Annotated in this window: 21 protein-coding genes and 1 tRNA gene; 13 read left to right on the top strand and 9 right to left on the bottom strand. The window is 67.8% G+C overall.

Annotation, left to right across the window (positions count from 1 at the left end; all coding sequences use genetic code 11):
• From AC1DXV_RS16915 to AC1DXV_RS16905, 3 genes are all read left to right on the top strand, one after another.
• Positions 1-196 (top strand): HU family DNA-binding protein (locus AC1DXV_RS16915; RefSeq protein WP_477934629.1); only part of this gene is annotated, 196 nt, incomplete at its 5' end.
• 35 nt (positions 197-231) lie between these two features.
• Positions 232-723, top strand: coding sequence for a MerR family transcriptional regulator (locus AC1DXV_RS16910; protein ID WP_477871611.1), 492 nt, complete (start codon positions 232-234; stop codon positions 721-723).
• Between the two features lie 42 nt (positions 724-765).
• Positions 766-842, top strand: a tRNA-Pro gene (locus tag AC1DXV_RS16905).
• 91 nt (positions 843-933) lie between these two features.
• Here the strand turns inward: AC1DXV_RS16905 and AC1DXV_RS16900 are convergent.
• On the bottom strand, positions 934-1,260 hold the full coding sequence (locus AC1DXV_RS16900; RefSeq protein WP_477871613.1) for a hypothetical protein: 327 nt from the start codon (positions 1,258-1,260) through the stop codon (positions 934-936).
• 141 nt (positions 1,261-1,401) lie between these two features.
• On the bottom strand, positions 1,402-3,567 hold the full coding sequence (locus tag AC1DXV_RS16895; protein WP_477934627.1) for a sodium-translocating pyrophosphatase: 2,166 nt from the start codon (positions 3,565-3,567) through the stop codon (positions 1,402-1,404).
• 215 nt (positions 3,568-3,782) lie between these two features.
• On the opposite strand from AC1DXV_RS16895, the gene ppa reads away from it, so the two are divergent.
• Both ppa and AC1DXV_RS16885 read left to right on the top strand, forming a co-directional pair.
• On the top strand, positions 3,783-4,328 hold the full coding sequence (ppa, locus tag AC1DXV_RS16890; protein ID WP_477934625.1) for an inorganic diphosphatase: 546 nt from the start codon (positions 3,783-3,785) through the stop codon (positions 4,326-4,328).
• A gap of 122 nt (positions 4,329-4,450) precedes the next feature.
• On the top strand, positions 4,451-7,171 hold the full coding sequence (locus tag AC1DXV_RS16885) for a M16 family metallopeptidase (protein ID WP_477934623.1): 2,721 nt from the start codon (positions 4,451-4,453) through the stop codon (positions 7,169-7,171).
• A 14-nt stretch (positions 7,172-7,185) separates the two neighbouring features.
• Here the strand turns inward: AC1DXV_RS16885 and AC1DXV_RS16880 are convergent, their stop codons facing one another.
• Positions 7,186-8,376 (bottom strand): GNAT family N-acetyltransferase, encoded by a 1,191-nt coding sequence (locus AC1DXV_RS16880; protein ID WP_477934621.1) that lies wholly within the window; start codon positions 8,374-8,376, stop codon positions 7,186-7,188.
• Between the two features lie 12 nt (positions 8,377-8,388).
• Here AC1DXV_RS16880 and AC1DXV_RS16875 point away from each other — a divergent pair, with 12 nt between their 5' ends.
• Positions 8,389-10,062 (top strand): NAD+ synthase, encoded by a 1,674-nt coding sequence (locus AC1DXV_RS16875; protein WP_477934619.1) that lies wholly within the window; start codon positions 8,389-8,391, stop codon positions 10,060-10,062.
• A 32-nt stretch (positions 10,063-10,094) separates the two neighbouring features.
• Positions 10,095-10,433, top strand: a complete 339-nt coding sequence (locus tag AC1DXV_RS16870; RefSeq protein WP_047511820.1) for a P-II family nitrogen regulator — start codon at positions 10,095-10,097, stop codon at positions 10,431-10,433.
• Positions 10,434-10,501: 68 nt separating this feature from the next.
• Here AC1DXV_RS16870 and AC1DXV_RS16865 read toward each other — a convergent pair whose 3' ends face one another.
• Genes AC1DXV_RS16865 through AC1DXV_RS16840 form a run of 6 tightly spaced genes read right to left on the bottom strand, consistent with a single transcriptional unit; the run spans position 10,502 to position 13,836 of the window.
• Entirely contained in the window at positions 10,502-11,104 is a 603-nt protein-coding gene (locus tag AC1DXV_RS16865) for an LOG family protein (RefSeq protein ID WP_477873569.1), read from the bottom strand.
• The gene (locus tag AC1DXV_RS16860) at positions 11,101-11,481 is read right to left on the bottom strand and encodes a diacylglycerol kinase (RefSeq protein WP_047511825.1); all 381 of its coding nucleotides are present in this window, start codon (positions 11,479-11,481) and stop codon (positions 11,101-11,103) included. The genes AC1DXV_RS16865 and AC1DXV_RS16860 overlap by 4 nt, the downstream gene beginning before the upstream one ends.
• A 42-nt stretch (positions 11,482-11,523) precedes the next feature.
• Entirely contained in the window at positions 11,524-12,054 is a 531-nt protein-coding gene (locus AC1DXV_RS16855; RefSeq protein ID WP_477934617.1) for an RDD family protein, read from the bottom strand.
• Positions 12,051-12,827, bottom strand: coding sequence for a DUF3106 domain-containing protein (locus AC1DXV_RS16850; RefSeq protein ID WP_477873749.1), 777 nt, complete (start codon positions 12,825-12,827; stop codon positions 12,051-12,053). Before AC1DXV_RS16850 ends, AC1DXV_RS16855 begins: the two co-directional genes overlap by 4 nt.
• A gap of 11 nt (positions 12,828-12,838) precedes the next feature.
• Positions 12,839-13,273 carry a DUF3619 family protein gene (locus AC1DXV_RS16845; RefSeq protein ID WP_477873750.1) on the bottom strand — a complete coding sequence of 145 codons (435 nt, stop codon included), beginning with the start codon at positions 13,271-13,273 and terminating at the stop codon, positions 12,839-12,841.
• Positions 13,270-13,836, bottom strand: a complete 567-nt coding sequence (locus tag AC1DXV_RS16840) for an RNA polymerase sigma factor (protein WP_477934615.1) — start codon at positions 13,834-13,836, stop codon at positions 13,270-13,272. Before AC1DXV_RS16840 ends, AC1DXV_RS16845 begins: the two co-directional genes overlap by 4 nt.
• A 255-nt stretch (positions 13,837-14,091) precedes the next feature.
• Here AC1DXV_RS16840 and AC1DXV_RS16835 point away from each other — a divergent pair, with 255 nt between their 5' ends.
• From AC1DXV_RS16835 to AC1DXV_RS16810, 6 genes are all read left to right on the top strand, one after another.
• Positions 14,092-15,870 carry an acetolactate synthase 3 catalytic subunit gene (locus AC1DXV_RS16835; protein ID WP_477934613.1) on the top strand — a complete coding sequence of 593 codons (1,779 nt, stop codon included), beginning with the start codon at positions 14,092-14,094 and terminating at the stop codon, positions 15,868-15,870.
• Between the two features lie 167 nt (positions 15,871-16,037).
• A complete protein-coding gene (gene ilvN, locus AC1DXV_RS16830) occupies positions 16,038-16,529 on the top strand; it encodes an acetolactate synthase small subunit (RefSeq protein WP_047511839.1) in 492 nt (163 codons plus the stop codon).
• 57 nt (positions 16,530-16,586) lie between these two features.
• A complete protein-coding gene (gene ilvC, locus AC1DXV_RS16825; RefSeq protein WP_477866362.1) occupies positions 16,587-17,603 on the top strand; it encodes a ketol-acid reductoisomerase in 1,017 nt (338 codons plus the stop codon).
• A 120-nt stretch (positions 17,604-17,723) separates the two neighbouring features.
• Positions 17,724-18,548: a CDP-diacylglycerol--serine O-phosphatidyltransferase gene (pssA, locus tag AC1DXV_RS16820; RefSeq protein ID WP_477866366.1), complete on the top strand. Its 825-nt coding sequence runs from the start codon at positions 17,724-17,726 to the stop codon at positions 18,546-18,548.
• Between the two features lie 198 nt (positions 18,549-18,746).
• Complete coding sequence (gene leuA / locus AC1DXV_RS16815) at positions 18,747-20,444, top strand: 2-isopropylmalate synthase (RefSeq protein ID WP_477866360.1); 1,698 nt, start codon at positions 18,747-18,749, stop codon at positions 20,442-20,444.
• Between the two features lie 36 nt (positions 20,445-20,480).
• Positions 20,481-21,335, top strand: an 855-nt coding sequence (locus AC1DXV_RS16810; protein ID WP_477934611.1) for a 2-isopropylmalate synthase, incomplete at its 3' end; no start/stop codon positions are given.

Below are 21,335 nucleotides of genomic sequence, written 5' to 3'. Positions count from 1 at the left end.
GGTGAAGGGCGAGGACGTGAAGCTGTCGGGATTCGGTAATTTCAACATCCGGCGCAAGGCGCCCCGGCCGGGGCGCAACCCCCGGACCGGGGAATCGATACCGATCAAGGCCAGGAATGTTGTAACTTTTCACGCCAGTCACAAACTGAAGGGAGTTGTGCAGGGCGACATACCGGCGGGTGACGACTTCGAGTAAAGTCTTAGCTTTCTCTCTCGAACTCCTTGATTTCAATGGAGAAAGCGCTTCCCGCCATCCCTGCCAAACGCTACTTCACCATTGGTGAGGTCAGCGATTTGTGCGGCGTGAAGCCGTACGTGCTGCGCTATTGGGAACAGGAGTTCACGCAGCTCAAGCCGATGAAGCGCCGCGGCAACCGGCGCTACTACCAGCACCACGAGGTGCTGCTGATCCGGCGCATCCGCGAGCTGCTGTATGAGCAGGGCTTCACGATCAGCGGGGCCCGCAACCGGCTCACCGAGCTGGTCCATTCGCGGGCTTCGTCGTCTTCGCTGGCATCGCTCGGTGCGCCGGACGGCCACGATGCAGAGCTCGATGGTGAAGCGGATGCCGAGCTCGATGCAGGCGGTCCCGATTCCGAATTGCCGCTCGATGCCGCACCCGAAGACGCGCCCATCCCTCAACCGGTGGTGATCGTCGACGAGGTGTCGCTGACGCAGATGCGCGAAGAGCTGATCTCGATCCGCCACCTGCTGGTGGCCTGACCGGAACCGCCGGATTTCCACGCTATACTGCGCGGCTTACGTCGGGGTGTAGCGCAGCCTGGTAGCGCACTTGCATGGGGTGCAAGGGGTCGCGAGTTCGAATCCCGCCACCCCGACCATAGAGATCGAAGCCATACCGGCTGGTCCCCACCAGCCAGCACGCAGAAAAGCCCACTGAGGTCTGACTTGAGGTCCAACTCAAGTTGAAGCTCAGTGGGCTTTGTGCTTTTCAGATCTCTCCGCGTGACCACCCGCGCGACCCTCCGCGCGACCGAACACCCGCTGCAGCAGCACGCCGTGTTCCCGGCGCCCCGGTGCGCCGCTCAACCCGAGCTGGCGGATCGCGCCGATGACGCGCACCGCTTCGAGCAGGCTGGAGGTCTCGATCAACCGGTAGACGCGGTGATCGCTGTCCTCGACGCCGAAGACCATCTGCACGCCGTCGGGTCGGCTGGCCACGTCGATGGTGTCGAGGGCGTTCATCAGGGCTTCGTCTTCCAGGGGATGGAGGCCATCGGTGATCAGGCGGCTGCGCATGGTGCAAGAGAGGTCGGACTGCTGAGGACGCGGACGATGTTCGGACCGAGCCGCCGCGCCTTCCATCGGCGCCTTCCGACCTTCGCGTAGGAGCAGATCCCTTTCAGCACGGGTCGCTGGCCAGCCCCCCTGCGCGGCGCGTCATCGGCTGGCCGCGGAGGCCGCCGGTGTCGCCGCCTCGGCCGCTGCCGGCGCGCTGGCCGACATCGTCGTCGGCGCCCCGTGCTGCAGCGCATCGGCCGTGCTCGCGGCCATGCCGGCCGGCAGCAGCGGCACGATCAGCAGCGCGACGATGTTGATGATCTTGATCAGCGGGTTCACCGCCGGCCCGGCCGTGTCCTTGTAGGGGTCGCCGACGGTGTCGCCGGTGACGGCCGCCTTGTGCGCGTCCGAGCCCTTGCCGCCGTGGTGGCCGTCCTCGATGTACTTCTTCGCGTTGTCCCAGGCGCCGCCGCCGGTGCACATCGAGATCGCGACGAACAGGCCGGTGACGATGGTGCCCATCAGCAGCCCGCCGAGCGCGGCCGGGCCGAGCAGCATGCCGACCGCGATCGGCACGACCACCGGCAGCAGGCTCGGGACGATCATTTCCTTGATCGCCGCGGTGGTCAGCATGTCGACGGCGCGGCCGTACTCGGGCTTGCCGCTGCCGTCCATGATCCCCTTGATGTCGCGGAACTGGCGTCGCACCTCCTCGACGACCGAACCGGCCGCGCGGCCGACGGCCTCCATCGCCATCGCGCCGAACAGGTACGGGATCAGCCCGCCGATGAACAGCCCGACGATCACGCGCGGCTCCGACAGGTCGAAGCTCACCGTCATGCCGCGCGCTGCCAGCGCGTGCGTGTAGTCGGCGAACAGCACCAGCGCGGCCAGCCCGGCCGAGCCGATCGCATAGCCCTTGGTGACGGCCTTCGTGGTGTTGCCCACGGCATCGAGCGGGTCGGTGATGTCGCGCACGCTGTCGGGCAGGCCAGCCATCTCGGCGATGCCGCCGGCGTTGTCGGTGATCGGCCCGTAGGCGTCGAGCGCGACGATGATGCCGGCCATGCTGAGCATCGAGGTCGCGGCGATCGCGATGCCGTACAGCCCCGCCAGCCCATACGACGCCAGGATCGCGATGCACACGAAGATCACCGGCCAGGCGGTCGAGCGCATCGACACGCCCAGCCCCGCGATGATGTTGGTGCCGTGGCCGGTGGTCGAGGCCTGCGCGACGTGCTGCACCGGCTTGTAGTCGGTGCCGGTGTAGTACTCGGTGATCCACACCATCGCGGCGGTCAGCGCGAGGCCGACGACGCAGGCGCCGAACAGCCGCATCTGCGTGCCCGCGCCGAGCGCGTCGTCGGGCATCGCGTACTTCGTGATGAAGAAGAAGCCGACCAGCGAGATCACGCCGGCGACGATCAGGCCCTTGTACAGCGCCGGCATGACGTTCTTCATGCCGGGTGTCGCCTTCACGACGCTGCAGCCGATGATCGACGCGAGGATCGAGAAGCCGCCCAGCACCAGCGGGTAGATCACCGCCTGCATCGGCGCCTGCGTGACCATCAGCGCGCCGAGCGCCATCGTCGCGATCAGCGTGACGGCGTAGGTCTCGAACAGGTCGGCGGCCATGCCGGCGCAGTCGCCGACGTTGTCGCCCACGTTGTCGGCGATCACCGCCGGGTTGCGGGGGTCGTCTTCGGGGATGCCGGCCTCGACCTTGCCGACCAGGTCGGCGCCGACGTCGGCGCCCTTCGTGAAGATGCCGCCGCCCAGCCGCGCGAAGATCGAGATCAGCGACGCGCCGAACGCGAAGCCGAGCAGCGGCTTCAGCACCGCCGACAGGGTCTCGGGTGCGGCCGTGCCGTTGCCGGTGATGAACAGGAAGAAGATCGTGACGCCCAGCAGGCCCAGGCCGACCACCAGCATGCCGGTGATCGCGCCGCCCTTGAAGGCGACATCGAGCGCCGGCGCCATGCCCTGCGTGGCGGCCTGCGCGGTGCGCACGTTGGCCTTCACCGACACGTTCATGCCGATGAAGCCGCAGGCGCCCGACAGCAGCGCGCCGAGCACGAAGCCGACGGCCGTGGTGAGCGGCAGGACGATGGCGATCAGGATCGCGAGCACCACGCCCACGATGGCGATGGTCTTGTATTGGCGGGCCAGGTAGGCGGCAGCGCCTTGCTGGATCGCCGCCGCGATCTCCTGCATGCGGGGGTTGCCCGCGTCGCGGCTGAGGATCCAGCTTCGTTGCACGAAGCCATACACCACTGCGGCAACTCCGCAGGCCAGCGCGAAGTACAGCGCCAAGTTCGTGGACATCAGGTCTCCTTCCTCGTTCGTTCGTTGATGATCGGAATCGAGAGTCGTGCCCGACTGCACAGGGCCGCACGAGCCCTGACGGGTCTGCGGCGCATGCTACGGGATGACCCGCCTTGAAGGCAACGAAACACTGCATGGTGTTTTCCAGCGGACGGGTGGAACGCTAAAATCCGGGTTATCCCTCGCGATCCCTGCCTCTTCATCCAGAGAATTCCATGAGCCTGCACAAAGTCCCCCCCGGCGCCAAGGCGCCCGAGCAGTTCAACGTGATCATCGAGATCCCGATGAACGCCGATCCGATCAAGTACGAGGTCGACAAGGAAAGCGGCGTGCTGTTCGTCGACCGCTTCATGACGACCGCGATGCACTACCCCTGCAACTACGGCTACGTGCCGCAGACGCTGTCCGACGACGGCGACCCGGTCGACGTGCTCGTGATCACGCCGTTCCCGCTGTCGCCCGGCGTGGTCGTCACCTGCCGCCCGATCGGCGTGCTGAAGATGGAAGACGAGGCCGGCGGCGACAGCAAGCTGCTCGCGGTGCCGATCGACAAGGTGCTGCCGATCTACACGCACTGGCAGAAGCCCGAAGACATCAACCAGATGCGCCTGAAGGCGATCCAGCACTTCTTCGAGCACTACAAGGACCTCGAGCCCGGCAAGTGGGTCAAGGTCACCGGCTGGGAAGGCCCGGAATCGGCCAAGGCCGAGATCACCAGCGGGCTGGCCGCGTACAAGAAGGCCTCGGCCGAGAAGGCTTGAGTCACCCGCCGTCACGAGCGGACATCAACGAGAAGGGGAGCGCGGGCTCCCCTTTTTTTTGGCGGAACCTCGGCGCAGGAGCGCGCTCTACACTGCGCCCTTCGCTTCGGATCCCCCGCCCCATGCTGAAACGTCTCCTGCCCGCCGTTCTCATCGTCGCCGGCGCCTTGCTGGTGCAGACCGCCTCCGCGCAGACCCTGCCGGCCGGGATCGCCAAGGTCCAGGGGGTCGAAGGCATCACCGAGTACCGCCTGCCCAACGGCCTGCAGCTGCTGCTGATCCCCGACGATTCCAAGCCGACCACCACGGTCAACATGACCTACCACGTCGGCTCGCGGATGGAGAACTACGGCGAGACCGGCATGGCCCACCTGCTGGAGCACCTGCTGTTCAAGGGCACGCCGAAGCACCGCACGGTGTGGGCCGAGTTCACCAAGCGCGGGCTCGCTGCCAACGGCAGCACCTGGTTCGACCGCACCAATTACTTCGCGAGCTTCTCGGCCAACGACGACAACCTGCGCTGGTACCTCGAGTGGCAGGCCGATGCGATGGTCAACAGCTTCATCGCCCGCCGCGACCTCGACACCGAGATGACGGTGGTGCGCAACGAGATGGAGATGGGCGAGAACAGCCCCGACCGCATCCTGCTGCAGAAGACCGTCGCGACGATGTACGAGTGGCACAACTACGGCAAGGACACCATTGGCGCGCGCGCCGACGTCGAGAACGTCGACATCCCGCGCCTGCAGGCTTTCTACCGCCAGTACTACCAGCCCGACAACGCGACGCTGATCGTCTCCGGCAAGTTCGAGCCGGCCAAGGTGCTGCGCTGGGTCGGCGATGCGTTCGGCAAGATCCGCAAGCCCACGCGCAAGCTGCCGGTGCAGTACACGCTCGACCCGGCGCAGGACGGCGAGCGCAGCGTCACGCTGCGGCGTTCGGGCGGCACGCCGCAGATCTTCGCGGCCTACCACGTGCCGCCGGCGGCGCACCCCGACTACCCGGCCATCGAGGTGCTCGACCTGGTGATGGGCGACACCCCCTCCGGCCGCCTGCACAAGCGCCTGACCGAGAAGCAGCTGGCCGCCAGCACCTTCGGCTTCGCGCAGGCGCTGGCCGAGCCGGGCTTCACGCTGTTCGGTGCGCAGCTCGCACCGGGCCAGGCGGTCGAGCCGGCGCGCGAGGCGCTGCTCGCCACCGTCGAATCGACGGCGAGCGAGCCCGTCACCGACGAGGAATTCAAGCGCGCCCAGGGCAAGTGGCTGAAGGCCTGGGAACAGGCGTTCACGAACCCCGAGACGGTTGGCGTCTCGCTGAGCGAATCGGTGGCCCAGGGCGACTGGCGTCTGTTCTTCCTGCTGCGCGATCGCGTGCGTGAGCTGAAGCTGGCCGATGTGCAGCGCGTGGCCGACCAGCGCTTCATCGCGTCGAACCGCACGCTGGGCATCTACCTGCCGACCGACAAGCCGCAGCGCCCGCCGGCGCCGGCCAAGGTCGACGTGGCGGCCGAGCTGAAGGGCTTCAAGCCGCAGCAGGCCCAGGCCACCGCCGAGGCCTTCGACAGCTCGCCGGCCAACATCGACCAGCGCACGCAGCGCTTCCAGGTCGGCGGCGTCAAGGCGGCGCTGCTGCCCAAGGCCTCGCGCGGCGGCACCGTGCACGCCACGCTGACGCTGCACTTCGGCACCGAGAAGAGCCTGCTCGGCCTGAACGACGTGCCGGACGTCACCGCGGCGCTGCTCGACAAGGGCACGAAGACGCTGACCCGCCAGCAGGTGCAGGACCGGCTCGACGAGCTGAAAACCGAGATGGGCGTCAGCACCGGCCCGGGGCGCGTCAGCGTCAGCCTGCTGTCGCGCCGCGAGACGCTGCCGCAGGCGATCGCGCTGGTGGCCGACCTGCTGCGCAACGCCAGCCTGCCGGCCGACGCGCTGGACGAGCTGAAGCGCCAGACGCTGGCCGCCATCGAGCAGCAGCGCAAGGAGCCCGAGAGCGTGGTCGACAACGCGCTCGGCCGCATCGGCAACCCGTACCCGCGCGGCGACGTGCGCTACGTGCGCAGCTTCGACGAGATGGTGCAGGACGTGAACGGCCTGACGCTCGCGCAGCTGCAGGCCTTCCACCAGCGCTTCTACAGCGCGGCGCACGCCGAGTTCGGCGCGGCCGGCGACATGGATGTGCCGGCGGTGAAGGCGGCACTGCAGGCGGCCTTCGGCAGCTGGCAGAACAGCGAGCCGTATGCGCGCGTGCTGCAGCCGCTGGTGCCGATCCCGCCGCAGCGCGTGGTGCTGCCGACGCCGGACAAGCAGAACGCGACGATGCTGGTGCGCCTGGGCGTGCCGCTGCAGGACACCGATGCCGACTACCCGTCGCTGATGATGGCCAACTACCTGCTCGGTTCGGGCGGCAACTCGCGGCTGTGGAAGCGCATCCGCGAGAGCGAGGGCCTGTCGTACGACGTGCGCAGCCGCATCAGCTGGAACAACCAGGAGCCGCATTCCGAATGGCAGGCGAGTGCGATCTTCGCGCCGCAGAACCAGCCCAAGGTCGAAGCCGCCTTCAAGGAGGAAGTGGCTCGCGCGCTGAAGGAGGGCTTCACGGCGCAGGAACTGGCCGAGGGCCAGCGCGGCCTGCTGGCCTTCCGCCGGCTGTCGCGCGCGCAGGACGGCAACCTGGCCGGCGCCATCGCGAGCAACGAGGAACTGGGCCGCACGTTTGCCGTGTCGGCCCGCGTCGACGACGCCTTGTCGAAGCTGACGCTGGAGCAGGTGAACGCCGCGCTGCGCACCTATGTGAAGCCGGACGCGTTCGTCAGCGGCTTCGCCGGCGACTTCAAGCCCTGATCAGTCTGGGTGGATCAGTCGGGTGAAGCGACGGGCGCCTGCTTGAACGGCAGGCGCTCGTTCAGCTCGTCGAGGTAGCCCTCGACCGCCGAGCCCTCGCGCGCGAGGAAATCGCCGACCGCCTCGGCGAACTGCGGGTGCGCGAGCCAGTGCGCCGACCAGGTCTGCACCGGCAGCAGGCCGCGCGCCATCTTGTGCTCGCCCTGCGCGCCGCCTTCGAAGCGGCGGAAACCGTGCTCGATGCACCACGCGAGCGGCTGGTAGTAGCAGGCCTCGAAATGCAGGCAGGAGATGTGCTCGGTCGCGCCCCAGTAGCGGCCGTAGGCGACACCGCGCGCCGCATCGACGCCGATCAGCGACACCGCGATGCGCTCGCCGTCTTTCCACGCGACGAACAGCACCCAGTTCTCCGGCATCGTGCGCGCCATGCGGGCGAAGAAGTCGCGCGTGAGGTAGGGCGTGGAGTGGTGGGCGCGGTAGGTGCGCACGTAGCAGCGGTAGAAGAAATCCCACAGGTCGTCGTCGATCTCGCGGCCGGCATGCGTCGTGAAGCTGACGCCGGCCTCGGCGACGCGGCGGCGCTCCTGCTGGATCTTCTTGCGCTTCTCGCGCTGCAGGCTGGCGAGGAAATCGGCGAACCCGTCATACGGCTGCGGCTCGCGGTTGACCCAGTGGAACTGCACGGTGCTGCGCATCATCCAGCCCATGTCGCGCGCGGCCTGCTGGTCGCGTTCGTCGAGGAACAGCAGGTGGGCCGACGACAGCTTCGCGTCGTGCGCGATGCGCATCATCGCGGACAGCAGCGCGCGGCGTGCGCCGTCGTCGCGTGCCATCAGCCGCGGGCCGGGCACCGGCGTGAACGGCACCGCGCCGAGCAGCTTCGGGTAGTAGCGCAGCCCGTGGCGCTGGTAGGCATCGGCCCAGGCCCAGTCGAACACGTACTCGCCGTACGAGTGGTCCTTCAGGTAGAGCGGGCAGGCGGCCATCAGTGAGCTGCCGTCCTCGATCAGCAGGAACTGCGGCATCCAGCCGGTCTCGGCGACGGCGCTGGCCGAGGCATGCAGCGCCGCCAGGTATTCGTGGCGCATGAACGGCGCGGCCGACGGCTGCGCGTCGAGCAGCGCGTTCCACGGCACGGCGTCGATCTCGCCGGGGTCGCCGACGACCCGGATGACATAATCTTTGGAGCTCTTTTCCGCAGGCATATTCGCTGGTCTATGGCATCAAACACGAGGGTTCGCGTCGCGCTGGCGCAGATCAACGCCACGGTCGGCGACCTGGCCGGCAACGCGCGCCAGATCATCGAGAGCGCGCAACGCGCACACGCGCAGGGGGCGAGGGTGGTGCTGACGCCGGAGCTGGCCCTGTGCGGCTACCCCCCCGAAGACCTGCTGCTGCGGCCGGCGTTCATGCAGGCCTGTGCGCAGGCCCTGGCCGAGTGCGCCGCGGCGCTGGCGCCGCTCGAAGGTCTGCATGTGGTGGTCGGGCATCCGCATCAATGGGGTGAGCACGGCGATGTTAGGTCGAAGTCGCAGGCCGTGCAGCAGCGCTTCAATGCGGCCTCGGTGCTGACCGGGGGACGTGTCGCCGCCACGTATTGCAAGCGCGAGCTGCCCAACTACCAGGTGTTCGACGAACGCCGCTATTTCGCATCGGGCCGCGATGCCGGGCTCGAGCCGGTGGTGTTCGAGGTCGACGGCCTGCGCTTCGGGATCAACATCTGCGAGGACGCCTGGTTCGACGAGCCGGCGCAGCGGGCGAAGGCCGCCGGCGCCGACGTGCTGTGCGTGCTGAACGCATCGCCGTTCCACCTCGGCAAGCTCGAGGAGCGCGAAGCGCGCATGGCGGCGCTGGTGCGCGCCACCGGCATGCCGCTTCTGTACTCGCACCTGAGGGGCGGGCAGGACGAGGTGGTGTTCGACGGTGCGTCGTTCGCGCTGGATGCACAGGGCCGCGTCGCGGCACGCGCGCCGATGTTCGAGGAGGCGCTGACGCTGGTGGATTTCGACGCCGGCCGGCCGAGCGGTGCGATCGCGCCGGTGCCGTCGCTGGAGGCGCAGGCCTGGGCCGCGCTCGTCACCGGCGTGCGCGACTACGTCGGCAAGAACGGATTCCCGGGCGTGCTGATCGGGCTCAGCGGCGGCATCGATTCGGCGCTGGTGCTGGCGGTGGCGGTCGATGCGCTCGGTGCCGACAAGGTGCGTGCGGTGATGATGCCGTCGCCGTACACCGCCGACATCTCGTGGATCGACGCGCGCGACATGGCCGAGCGGCTGTCGGTGCGCTACGACGAGATCTCGATCGTGCCGATGTTCGAGGCGTTCCGCGCCAGCCTGGCCGCCGAGTTCGCCGGCCGTGCCGAGGACGCGACCGAGGAGAACATCCAGGCGCGCGTGCGCGGCACGCTGCTGATGGCCTTGTCGAACAAGTTCGGCAGCATCGTGCTGACCACCGGCAACAAGAGCGAGATGGCGACCGGCTACTGCACGCTGTACGGCGACATGGCGGGCGGCTTCGCGGTGATCAAGGACGTGGCGAAGACGCTGGTCTACCGCCTCGCGAACTGGAAGAACGCGCAGGGCCGCGAGGTGATTCCCCAGCGCATCATCACGCGGCCTCCGTCGGCCGAGCTGCGCCCCGACCAGAAGGATCAGGACAGCCTGCCGCCCTACGAGGTGCTCGACGCGATCCTGCAGCGCTACATGGAAGACGACCAGGGCATCGAGCAGATCGTCGCGGCCGGGTTCGATCCGGCCGACGTCGAGCGGGTCACGCGGCTCATCAAGATCAACGAGTACAAGCGCCGCCAGTCGCCGGTGGGCATCCGCATCACCCATCGGGCGTTCGGGCGTGATTGGCGATACCCCATCACATCGAGGTTCCGCGCTTAAACTATGTCGATTCCATCCCTCCGGAGACCGACATGAAACAGATCACCGCGATCGTGAAGCCATTCAAGCTCGAGGAAGTCCGCGAAGCCTTGGCCGATGTCGGCGTGACCGGCCTGACGGTGACCGAGGTCAAGGGTTTCGGCCGTCAGAAGGGGCACACCGAGCTGTACCGGGGCGCCGAGTACGTCGTCGACTTCCTGCCGAAGGTGAAGGTCGAGGTCGTCGTCAAGGATGGCGATGTCGACCGCTGCATCGATGCGATCGTCAAGGCCGCCAAGACCGGCAAGATCGGCGACGGCAAGATCTTCGTGACGGCCGTCGAGCAGGTGGTGCGCATCCGCACCGGCGAGACGGACGAAGCGGCGGTCTGACCACCCGCTGCACCAAGACAGGGCCCGCCGCGTGCGGGCCTTCTTCATGGCGGGTTCGCCACAGCCTCTCAGATCGCGCTGTAGTCGTCCTGCTGGTGCGCGCCGCCGGCCAGCGTGGCCAGGCGGTCCAGCAGCGTGGGCGCATCGTCCGCCACCTGCAGCAGGTCCATCTGCGCCGTCGACAGGAAGCCGCGCTCCACGGTCTTGCCGAGGAAGGCCAGCAGGTCGTCGTAGTAGCCGGCGGTGTTGAGCAGGCCGATCGGCTGGTCGTGGTAGCCGAGCTGGCGCCAGGTCCAGACCTCGAACAGCTCCTCGAAGGTGCCGATGCCGCCCGGCAAGGCCAGGAAGGCGCCGGCGCGCTCGGCCATCATCTGCTTGCGCTGGTGCATCGTGTCGACCACGTGCAGCTCGGTCAGCCCGGCGTGGCCCAGCTCGCGCGACATCAGCGCCTGCGGGATCACGCCGACCGCGCTGCCGCCGGCGGCCAATGTCGCATCGGCCACCACGCCCATCAGCCCGGCGCGGCCACCGCCGTACACCAGGCGCCAGCCGCGCTCGCCGATCAGCGCGCCGACGCGGCGGGCCGCGGCCTCGAACGCGGGGTCATTGCCATTGCGCGATCCGCAGTAGACGCAGACCGAGAACGGGATGGCGGGGGAGGTCGGGCTCATGGCATGAAGCGGTGCCACAGCGCGGCCAGCCAGATGCCGCCGCACAGCATCAGCGACAGGAACACCGCGGCGCTGGCCAGGTCCTTGGCACGCTTGGAGAGGTCGTGCAGCTCGAACGACACCCGGTCGACCACCGCCTCGATGCCGGAATTCAGCAGCTCGACGATCAGCACGAGCAGCACCGATCCGGCCAGCAGCGCGGTCTCGATCCAGGTGCGGCCGAGCCACAGCGCGGCCGGCAGCAGGAAGACGGCGAGCCAGGTTTCCTGGCGGAAGGCGCTCTCGCCGTGGTAGGCCGTTTTCAGGCCTTCGATGGAGTAGCCGGTGGCGCGGATCACGCGTTCCAGACCGGTGCGTCCTTTGTAGGGATTCGTCATGGGCCGCGATTGTGCCCTGAGCCGATGACGGTCCGATGCGCGTCAGGCCGGGCGTGCCGGTGCAGGCGAGGGCGGTGCATCGACCAGCCGGGTGCCGCACAGCGCGTCATGCCAGAACTGGCGCTGCGGGTGCAGCAGCGCGAGCAGCGCATAGGCGACGATGCCGACGCCGATCGCCGCGAACAGGTCGCGGCCGGCCCAGCCGTTCAGGCGCGCGAGCGCCCAGGCCGGCGCGATCCAGGCCCAGCTGGCGAGGTAGCGGGCCAGCGCCCGCCAGGGCGTGAGCGGCGCGCCGTCGGCCGCGACGACGCGGATGCGCCAGGTCTGCATCGGCAGCGTCTGGCCGCGGCGCGACCAGAACCAGGTGAAGTACAGGCCATAGATGATGAAGGCGATGTAGCGCAGCTCCACGCCGTGCTCGCGGCCGGTGGCGGCGACGAAGAGGGCGCCGATCGCGCCGGGGATCAGCCCGATGCCGAACAGGATCAGTGCTTCGTAGACGAAGCAGGCCATGCGGCGCTTCAGGCTGGGCGCGCGCAGCGGCGCGTCGGCCAGCGCCGGCGTCGAACTCATCGGCGGGGCTTGCCGCTGGCAGGCGCCGACGCGGGGACCGAGCGGGTCGCCGCGGCCTGCGGCCCGCGCTTGGGCAGCAAGGTGGCGCTGTCGACGAGCCCGGGTGCCGTCGCGATCTTCGGCAGGCCGGTCTGCTGGTGGGTCGGCGGGGTCGGGCGCTTGGAGATCAGGTTGGTCGTCGCGCCGGGTTGCGCCTGCGCGACCGTCGGGGCCACGGCCTTCGGGCGGGCGGCGTAGGCGGTGTTCGGCACGATGCTCGATTTCGCCTCGGACGGTTCGCCGTCAGGTTCCCTGTTGCCCTTGGCCGGTGCGGGCTTGTGCTCGGCACGTTCGGCCAATTGCTTGCGCTGGTCGGGCGGCAGGGCCTTGTAGGCTTCCCATTGGGATTTGCGGTCCTGCGGCGCGACCTGCTGGGCTTCCTTGAAGTTCAGCCGCGCCTCGGCACGCTCCTTCGGCGTCAGCTTGGCCCATTCGGCCATGCGCGACTGCACGCGTGCCTGCTCGGCCGGCGGCAGCGTCGCGAAGCGTTCCGAGATCTCGACCCACTTGCGGCGGCGCGGGGCATCGATGCCGGCCCAGTCGCGCTCCAGCGGGCGCAGCGCGTGCTGCTGCGCCGGCGTCAGCGACGACCAGGCGGGCCCCCCGGCGGATGCGGCGGGGGCCTGCGACCACGCCAGGCCGCAACCGGCCAGCAGCCCGCCCGCCAGCAGCAGCGGCGCGAAGAAGCGCCGCCAGGCGGAGGAGACGGGGCGCGGGTCGGGGCGTCGAGTCACGAGCGCACCGGTCAATCGCGAGGGGTCTTCAGGAATTCCACGAAGCCGGGATCGCTGTAGGCGTCCGGCGGCACGTCGTCGGACAGCAAGCTGGCGTCGATTTCAGCCGCGGCGGAAATCTGCGAGCTGCTGTGCCAGCGCTGGATCAGGATCAGGCCGGCGGCCAGCACGACCAGCGGCAGYACCGAGGCGATCTTGACGCCCCAGCCGCCCAGCAGTGCGAGCGACGGGCCGGAGCGGGAGACCGAACCGGCCGTCTCGGCCACCAGCTTCGTGCGGGCGCGCTCGAGTGCCTGCTCGCGCGCGAAACGCAGGCGTTCGGAGATGTCGGGGGAGACGGCCTGGGATTGCTCGGTCAGGCGGGCGGACAGGCGAAGGGCGAAGCGAGTCTGGAGGGCGTCCAGTTCGGCGGCGGTGCGCGGTGCAAAATTTTGGCGGCTGTTCATAGTTGGATCCCCTTCGACTTGAGGGCGTTGGCCAGGGCATGCACGGCACGCGAGCAATGGGTCTTCACGCTTCCTTCCGAGCACCCCATCACGGCGGCTGTCTCGGCAACATCGAGTTCCTCCCAGTAACGCAGCAGAAAGGCTTCCCGTTGACGCGTCGGAAGCTGGGCCACCTGCGCTTCGATCGCCAGCAGGATCTGGGCCCGGGACACCGAATCGGCAGCGCTTTCAGTGGCGGGGGAGTCGTCCTGGAGCGCCAGAGTTTCCAGCAAATCGAAATCCCCGTCGTCGCCCGCGGACTCGAACTCGGAAAAATTCCGCATGACGGCATTGCGCACCTTCTGGCGCCGGAACCAGTCCATCGTCGCGTTCGACAGGATGCGCTGGAACACCAGCGGCAATTCCTCGGCAGGGCGGTCGAAGTATTTCTCGGCCAGCCGGATCATCGAGTCCTGGACGATGTCGAGGGCCGCATCGTCATCCCGCACGGCGTACACCACGCGCTTGAAGGCACGTTTCTCGACGCTCTTGAGGAAATCGGAAAGTTCTTTTTCAGATGCCAAGGGGGGTGCGCCTCGGGCCGGGCAGCCTGCCAAAACGGGGCGGATTATCTCACCGCCACCCGGTCGGGCGCGCCTTTCGCCGGAGATCGCTGCAAACCGGTGCCATAATCGCCCGTTGCACAACATTCGGTCTTGACTCAGCTGCCCGACCGCGGGCGTTGCAGTTTCTGGCCGCGCAGGTACCACACCCGCCTCACGAGGGCTGGGAAAGGTGCACCGATGGTTTTTCGTCAGAGAAAATCACAAAGGTTCAACATGGACATGTCTGCCGCGGAAATCAAGCGTGCCGCTTCGGCACAACCGCACCCTTCCTCTCCCTCCGCCGAGCCGAACGGCTCCGAAATCCTCGTCCGCTGCCTCCAGGCCGAGAACGTCAAGTTCCTCTGGGGCTACCCGGGCGGCGCCGTCCTCTACATCTACGACGCGCTGTACAAGCAGGAGACCATCCAGCACGTGCTGGTCCGCCATGAACAGGCGGCGGTCCATGCGGCCGACGGCTATGCCCGCGCCACCGGCAACGTCGGCGTCGCGCTGGTCACCTCGGGCCCGGGCGTCACGAATGCCATCACCGGCATCGCGACTGCCTACATGGATTCGATCCCGATGGTGATCATCACCGGGCAGGTGCCGACGCCGGCGATCGGCCTCGACGCCTTCCAGGAATGCGACACCGTCGGCATCACCCGGCCGATCGTCAAGCACAACTTCCTCGTGAAGGACGTGCGCGACCTCGCGATGACGCTCAAGAAGGCCTTCCACATCGCCCGCACCGGCCGCCCCGGCCCGGTCGTGGTCGACATCCCGAAGGACGTGTCGCAGAAGACGACCCCGTTCCACTATCCGCAGAGCGTCGAGATGCGCTCGTACAACCCGGTCCGCAAGGGCCATGGCGGGCAGATCCGCAAGGCAGTGCAGTTGCTGCTGGCCGCCAAGCGGCCGTACATCTACACCGGCGGCGGCGTCGTGCTGGGCAATGCGTCGGCCGAGTTGCGCGAGCTGGTCAACCTGCTCGGCTACCCGGTCACCAACACGCTGATGGGGCTGGGCTCGTTCCCGTCCAGCGACCCGAAGTTCCTCGGCATGCTCGGCATGCACGGCACCTACGAAGCCAACATGACGATGCAGAACTGCGACGTCCTGCTGGCGGTCGGCGCGCGCTTCGACGACCGCGTGATCGGCAACCCGAAGCACTTCGCGTCGGTCGAGCGCAAGATCGTCCACATCGACATCGATCCGTCGTCGATCTCGAAGCGCGTCAAGGTCGACATCCCGATCGTCGGCGACGTGAAGGACGTGCTGCAGGAGCTGATCGCGCAGATCCGCGAGGGCCAGGCCCGTCCCGACGCGCCGGCGCTGACGGCCTGGTGGGCCCAGATCAACGAGTGGCGCAGGCGCGACTGCCTGTCGTACAAGGGCAGCACCGAGGTCATCAAGCCGCAGTCCGTCGTCGAGAAGCTCTGGGAGCTGACGAAGGATCGCGACACCTACATCACCTCCGATGTCGGCCAGCACCAGATGTGGGCCGCGCAGTACTACMGGTTCGACGAACCGCGTCGCTGGATCAATTCCGGCGGCCTGGGCACGATGGGCGTCGGGCTGCCGTACGCGATGGGCATCAAGCTCGCGAAGCCCGATGCGGATGTGTTCTGCATCACCGGCGAAGGCTCGATCCAGATGTGCATCCAGGAGCTGTCGACCTGCCTGCAGTACAAGACGCCGGTCAAGATCGTGTCGCTGAACAACCGCTACCTCGGCATGGTGCGGCAGTGGCAGGAGCTCGACTACGGCGGCCGCTACTCGCACAGCTACATGGACGCGCTGCCCAACTTCGTCAAGCTGGCCGAGGCCTATGGCCACGTCGGCCTGCTGGTCGAGAAGCCGTCGGATGTCGAGCCGGCGCTGCGCGAGGCCATCCGGCTGAAGGACCGGACGGTGTTCCTCGACATTCGCACCGATCCGACCGAGAACGTCTGGCCGATGGTCCAGGCGGGCAAGGGCATCAGCGAGATGCTGCTGGGGTCCGAAGACCTGTGACGCGCTGAACACCGGCCAGGGCGGCGCGTTACCGCGCGCCGTCGACCGCCGGTGGGATGCACGTGTCGCCGCTTCGGCAATTCGAGGTTCAACTTTCCATCATCGACACAGCGTGGCCAAGGACCGTCGGTTACCGCCGCCGGGCTGAAGAGCGCGCTCCAACGACCATGAAACACATCATTGCCTTGTTGCTCGAGAACGAACCGGGCGCGCTGTCGCGCGTCGTCGCGTTGTTCTCCGCCCGCGGATACAACATCGAGAGCCTGACGGTCGCGCCGACCGAAGACGCCTCGCTGTCGCGCATGACCATCGTGACGACCGGCTCCGACGAGGTGATCGAGCAGATCACCAAGCACCTGAACCGCCTCATCGAGGTGGTCAAGGTGGTCGACCTGACCGAAGGCGCCTTCACCGAACGCGAGCTGATGCTCATCAAGGTGCGCGCCGTCGGCAAGGAGCGCGAAGAGATGAAGCGCATGGCCGACATCTTCCGCGGCCGCATCATCGACGTCACGGAAAAGAGCTACACCATTGAACTCACCGGCGATGCGTCCAAGCTCGATGCCTTCATCGAAGCGATCGACCGCAGCGCCATCCTGGAAACCGTGCGCACCGGCACCAGCGGGATCGGTCGCGGCGAGCGCATCCTGCGCGTCTGATCGTCTCGATCAATCCATTCACCCCGCAAGACTGACCTGTTTTTTCTGGAGAAGACCATGAAGGTTTATTACGACAAGGATGCTGACCTGAGCCTGGTGAAGGGCAAGAACGTCACGATCATCGGCTACGGCTCGCAAGGCCATGCGCACGCGCAGAACCTGAACGACAGCGGCGTCAAGGTCACCGTCGGCCTGCGCAAGGGCGGGGCCTCGTGGTCCAAGGCCGAGAAGGCCGGCCTGAAGGTCGCCGAGATCGCCGATGCGGTGAAGGCCGCCGACGTCGTCATGATCCTGCTGCCCGACGAGCAGATCGCCTCCGTCTACAAGAACGAGGTCGAGCCGCACATCAAGCAGGGCGCTTCGCTCGCGTTCGCGCACGGCTTCAACGTGCACTACGGCCAGGTCGTGCCGCGCGCCGACCTCGACGTGTGGATGGTCGCGCCGAAGGCCCCCGGCCACACGGTGCGCTCGACCTACACGCAGGGTGGCGGCGTGCCGCACCTGATCGCCGTCTATGCCGACAAGACCGGCAAGGCGCGTGACCTGGCGCTGTCGTACGCGGCGGCCAACGGCGGCGGCAAGGCCGGCGTGATCGAGACCAACTTCCGCGAAGAGACCGAGACCGACCTGTTCGGCGAGCAGGCCGTGCTGTGCGGCGGTGCCGTCGAGCTGATCAAGGCCGGTTTCGAGACGCTGACCGAAGCYGGCTACGCGCCGGAGATGGCCTAYTTCGAGTGCCTGCACGAGYTGAAGCTGATCGTCGACCTGATCTATGAAGGCGGYATCGCCAACATGAACTACTCGATCTCGAACAACGCYGAGTACGGCGAGTACGTGACCGGGCCGAAGATCGTGACGGACGAGACCCGCCAGGCGATGCGCCAGGCGCTGAAGGACATCCAGACCGGCGAATACGCGAAGAGCTTCATCCTGGAGAACCGCGCCGGTGCCCCGACGCTGCTGTCGCGCCGCCGCCTGACGGCCGAGCACCCGATCGAGGTGGTCGGCGAGCAGCTGCGCGCGATGATGCCGTGGATCAAGAAGAACCGCCTGGTCGACCAGTCGAAGAACTGACCGGCGCGCCAGCCCGCCAGCCGAAAGGGCTGCACGCCGCKCGCGTGCGGCCCTTTTTCACAGGGGCGCTGCGGTATCCTTCGCGCCATTCCCCTCCACCAACGGCCCATGAGCGACGACGTGCACGACGGCGACCCCCACCTGCCAGATGCTGATGTGCCACCGGCGCGGCCGCGCCGCAAGGGCATCTACATCCTGCCGAACCTGTTCACGCTGGCGGCGCTGTTCGGCGGCTTCTATGCCATCGTGATGGCGATGAACGGCCAGTTCGAGCAATCGGCCATCGGCATCTTCTGCGCGATGGTGCTCGACAGCCTCGACGGCCGCGTGGCGCGCATGACGAACACGCAGAGCGCGTTCGGCGAGCAGATGGACAGCCTGTCGGACATGGTGTCGTTCGGTGCCGCGCCGGCGCTGATCGTCTACGAATGGGCGCTGAAGGACCTGGGCAAGCCGGGCTGGCTCGCCGCCTTCGTCTACTGCTCGTGCGCCGCGCTGCGCCTGGCCCGCTTCAACACCAACCTGAAGGTCGTCGACAAGCGCTTCTTCCAGGGGCTGCCGAGCCCGGCGGCCGCGGCGCTGGTGATGGGCTTCATCTGGCTGATGAACGACCAGGGTTTCGTGGTCGACGAGGAGGGCGCCTGGCTCATCTGGATGGCGTTCGGCTTCACGCTGTATGCCGGGCTGACGATGGTGACCAACGTGCCGTTCTACAGCTTCAAGGACGTGAGCTTCAAGCGCTCGGTGCCGTTCGTCGTGATCGTCGCGATCGCGCTCGGCATCTCGCTGTTCACCTGGCACCCGCCGCTGGTGTTCTTCGGCCTGTTCGTCATCTACGGCGTCTCGGGCTACGGCGTCTACGTCTGGAAGCGGATGAAGGGCAAGCCGGTCAGCGTGATCGCCACGTCGATGGACGAGCCCGACGAAGAAGGCCTGCATCGCTGACCCCGCGGCGAGGCATGCTACATTCGGACCCCATGACATTTCGCTCCACGATCACGCTAGCGCTATCCCTAGGAGTACCCCGGGTGCGCTGATCGTTCACGTCCATCGTTTTCGTCTCAACGGCCCGATTGCAACCTGCAGCGGGCCGTTTTGCTTTTTGGAGTGCAGGTTGCCCCACACGACTCTCGAGGGATCGCCATGCTGAAGCAGCCGCACACCAAGTACCGCGCATTCAAACCCGTCGCCTTGCCCGACCGCCGCTGGCCGGACGCCGTGCTGACGCACGCACCGATCTGGCTCAGCACCGACCTGCGCGACGGCAACCAGGCGCTGATCGAGCCGATGGACGCGCAGCGCAAGCTGCGCATGTTCGAGATGCTGCTGCGCATCGGCTTCAAGGAGATCGAGGTCGGCTTCCCCTCGGCCTCGCAGACGGATTTCGATTTCGTGCGGCTGCTGATCGAGCAGGACCGCATCCCGGACGACGTGACGATCCAGGTGCTGACGCCGGCCCGCGAGCCGCTGATCCGCCGCACCTTCGAATCGCTGCAGGGCGCGCGCCGCGCCATCGTCCACCTCTACAACGCGACGGCCCCGGGCATGCGCCGCGTGGTGCTCGGCCTCGACGAGGACGGCGTCGTCGAGCTCGCGGCCAGCCATGCGCGCATCTTCAACGAGTGCGCCGCGGCGCAGCCCGGCACCGACTGGCGCTTCGAGTACTCGCCCGAGACCTTCTCCGACACCGAGTTGCCGTTCGCCAAGCGCGTCGTCGACGCGGTGACCGCGGTGTGGCAGCCCACGCCGCAGCGCCCCTGCATCATCAACCTGCCGACCACCATCGAGCGCTGCACGCCGAACGTGTTCGCCGACATGATCGAGTGGATGCACCGCCACCTCGAGCGGCGCGATGCGATCGTGCTGTCGGTGCATCCGCACAACGACCGCGGCACCGGCACCGCGACCGGCGAGCTCGCCCTGATGGCGGGCGCCGACCGCATCGAAGGCTGCCTGTTCGGCAACGGCGAGCGCACCGGCAACGTCGACCTCGTCAACATCGCGCTGAACCTGTACACGCAGGGCGTCGACCCGGGCCTCGATTTCTCGGACATCGACGAGGTGCGCCGCTGCGTCGAGCACTGCAACCAGTTGCCGGTGCATCCGCGGCATCCGTATGCCGGCGACCTGGTCTACACCTCGTTCTCCGGCTCGCACCAGGATGCGATCAAGAAGGCCTTCGCGCAGCGCCAGCCGACCGACATCTGGGACGTGCCCTACCTGCCGATCGATCCGGTCGACCTCGGGCGCAGCTATGACGCGGTGATCCGCGTCAACAGCCAGTCGGGCAAGGGCGGGGTGTCGTACCTGCTCGAGACCGAGTACGGCGTGGAGCTGCCGCGCCGCCTGCAGATCGAGTTCAGCAGCGTGGTCCAGCGCGTGATGGACGACAGCGGCAAGGAGCAGACGGCGGCCGACCTGTGGGCCGTCTTCCGGAGCGAGTACGGCATCGCCGACGCTCCCGGCGTGCACACGGCGGCACCGACGATCACCGCGCAGGCCGACGGCTCGGTTCGCCTGCAGGGCACGGTCGGCCTGGGCGATCGCGAACTCGCGCTGGATGCGCAGGGCGCCGGGCCGATCGACGCGTTCGTCAACGCGCTGAACCGGCACCTGGCCGTGCCGGTGCGCGTGCTGGACTACCACGAGCATGCGATCGCCAGCGGCGCCGATGCGCGCGCTGCGGCCTACCTCGAGCTGCGGGTCGGCGAGGCGGTGACGCTGTTCGGCGTCGGCATCGACGCCAACATCGTTTCCGCCTCGTTGAAGGCCATCGTGTCGGGCCTGCAGCGGGCGCTGCGCCGAGGCGAACTGGCCTTCAAGGCCGCCGAGCTCGCCTAAGATCCGAGCCGATCACCAGAACTGAGGAGTCACCCCATGACCGACAAACTGATCATTTTCGACACCACCTTGCGTGACGGCGAGCAATCGCCCGGCGCCTCGATGACCAAGGACGAGAAGCTGCGCATCGCCCGGCAGCTCGAGCGCCTGAAGGTCGACGTGATCGAGGCCGGCTTCGCGGCGGCGTCGAACGGCGACTTCGAAGCGGTGAAGGCGATCGCCCACGCGGTGAAGGACAGCACCGTCTGCTCGCTGGCGCGCGCGAACGACCGCGACATCTCGCGCGCCGCCGAGGCGCTGCAGGGCGGCGCCTCGACGCGCATCCACCTGTTCCTCGCGACCAGCGCGCTGCACATGGAGAAGAAGCTGCGCATGACGCCGGACCAGGTGTACGAGCAGGCGCGGCTGTCCACGCGCTTCGCGCGCAACCTGAGCGGCGACGTGGAGTTCTCGCCGGAAGACGGCTACCGCTCCGACCCCGACTTCCTGTGCCGCGTGCTCGAGGCGGTGATCGCCGAAGGCGCGACGACGATCAACATCCCCGACACCGTCGGCTACGCGATCCCCGAGCTGTACGGCAACTTCATCCTGGACCTGCGCCAGCGCATCCCGAACGCCGACAAGGCGGTCTGGTCGGTGCACTGCCACAACGACCTCGGCATGGCGGTCGCCAATTCGCTGGCCGGCGTCAAGATCGGCGGTGCGCGACAGGTCGAGTGCACGATCAACGGCCTGGGCGAGCGTGCCGGCAACTGCTCGCTCGAAGAGATCGTGATGGCCGTGAAGACGCGCCGCGACTACTTCGGCCTCGACCTCGGCATCGATGCGACGCAGATCGTGCCGGCCTCGCGCCTGGTGTCGCAGACGACCGGCTTCGTGGTGCAGCCGAAC

The sequence above is a fragment of the Rhizobacter sp. P3_C12 genome (assembly GCF_056402735.1).
Note: the sequence above shows the minus strand (reverse complement) of the source record. Positions and strands in the feature narration are given on the sequence as shown.

What these genes read in the sequence shown, in the direction of transcription:
- AC1DXV_RS16910 (WP_477871611.1), top strand. Translation starts at nt 232, where the DNA reads ATGGAGAAAGCGCTTCCCGCCATCCCTGCCAAACGCTACTTCACCATT.
- AC1DXV_RS16900 (WP_477871613.1), bottom strand. Translation starts at nt 1,260, where the DNA reads ATGCGCAGCCGCCTGATCACCGATGGCCTCCATCCCCTGGAAGACGAA.
- AC1DXV_RS16895 (WP_477934627.1), bottom strand. Translation starts at nt 3,567, where the DNA reads ATGTCCACGAACTTGGCGCTGTACTTCGCGCTGGCCTGCGGAGTTGCC.
- ppa (WP_477934625.1), top strand. Translation starts at nt 3,783, where the DNA reads ATGAGCCTGCACAAAGTCCCCCCCGGCGCCAAGGCGCCCGAGCAGTTC.
- AC1DXV_RS16885 (WP_477934623.1), top strand. Translation starts at nt 4,451, where the DNA reads ATGCTGAAACGTCTCCTGCCCGCCGTTCTCATCGTCGCCGGCGCCTTG.
- AC1DXV_RS16880 (WP_477934621.1), bottom strand. Translation starts at nt 8,376, where the DNA reads ATGCCTGCGGAAAAGAGCTCCAAAGATTATGTCATCCGGGTCGTCGGC.
- AC1DXV_RS16875 (WP_477934619.1), top strand. Translation starts at nt 8,389, where the DNA reads ATGGCATCAAACACGAGGGTTCGCGTCGCGCTGGCGCAGATCAACGCC.
- AC1DXV_RS16870 (WP_047511820.1), top strand. Translation starts at nt 10,095, where the DNA reads ATGAAACAGATCACCGCGATCGTGAAGCCATTCAAGCTCGAGGAAGTC.
- AC1DXV_RS16865 (WP_477873569.1), bottom strand. Translation starts at nt 11,104, where the DNA reads ATGAGCCCGACCTCCCCCGCCATCCCGTTCTCGGTCTGCGTCTACTGC.
- AC1DXV_RS16860 (WP_047511825.1), bottom strand. Translation starts at nt 11,481, where the DNA reads ATGACGAATCCCTACAAAGGACGCACCGGTCTGGAACGCGTGATCCGC.
- AC1DXV_RS16855 (WP_477934617.1), bottom strand. Translation starts at nt 12,054, where the DNA reads ATGAGTTCGACGCCGGCGCTGGCCGACGCGCCGCTGCGCGCGCCCAGC.
- ilvN (WP_047511839.1), top strand. Translation starts at nt 16,038, where the DNA reads ATGAAACACATCATTGCCTTGTTGCTCGAGAACGAACCGGGCGCGCTG.
- leuA (WP_477866360.1), top strand. Translation starts at nt 18,747, where the DNA reads ATGCTGAAGCAGCCGCACACCAAGTACCGCGCATTCAAACCCGTCGCC.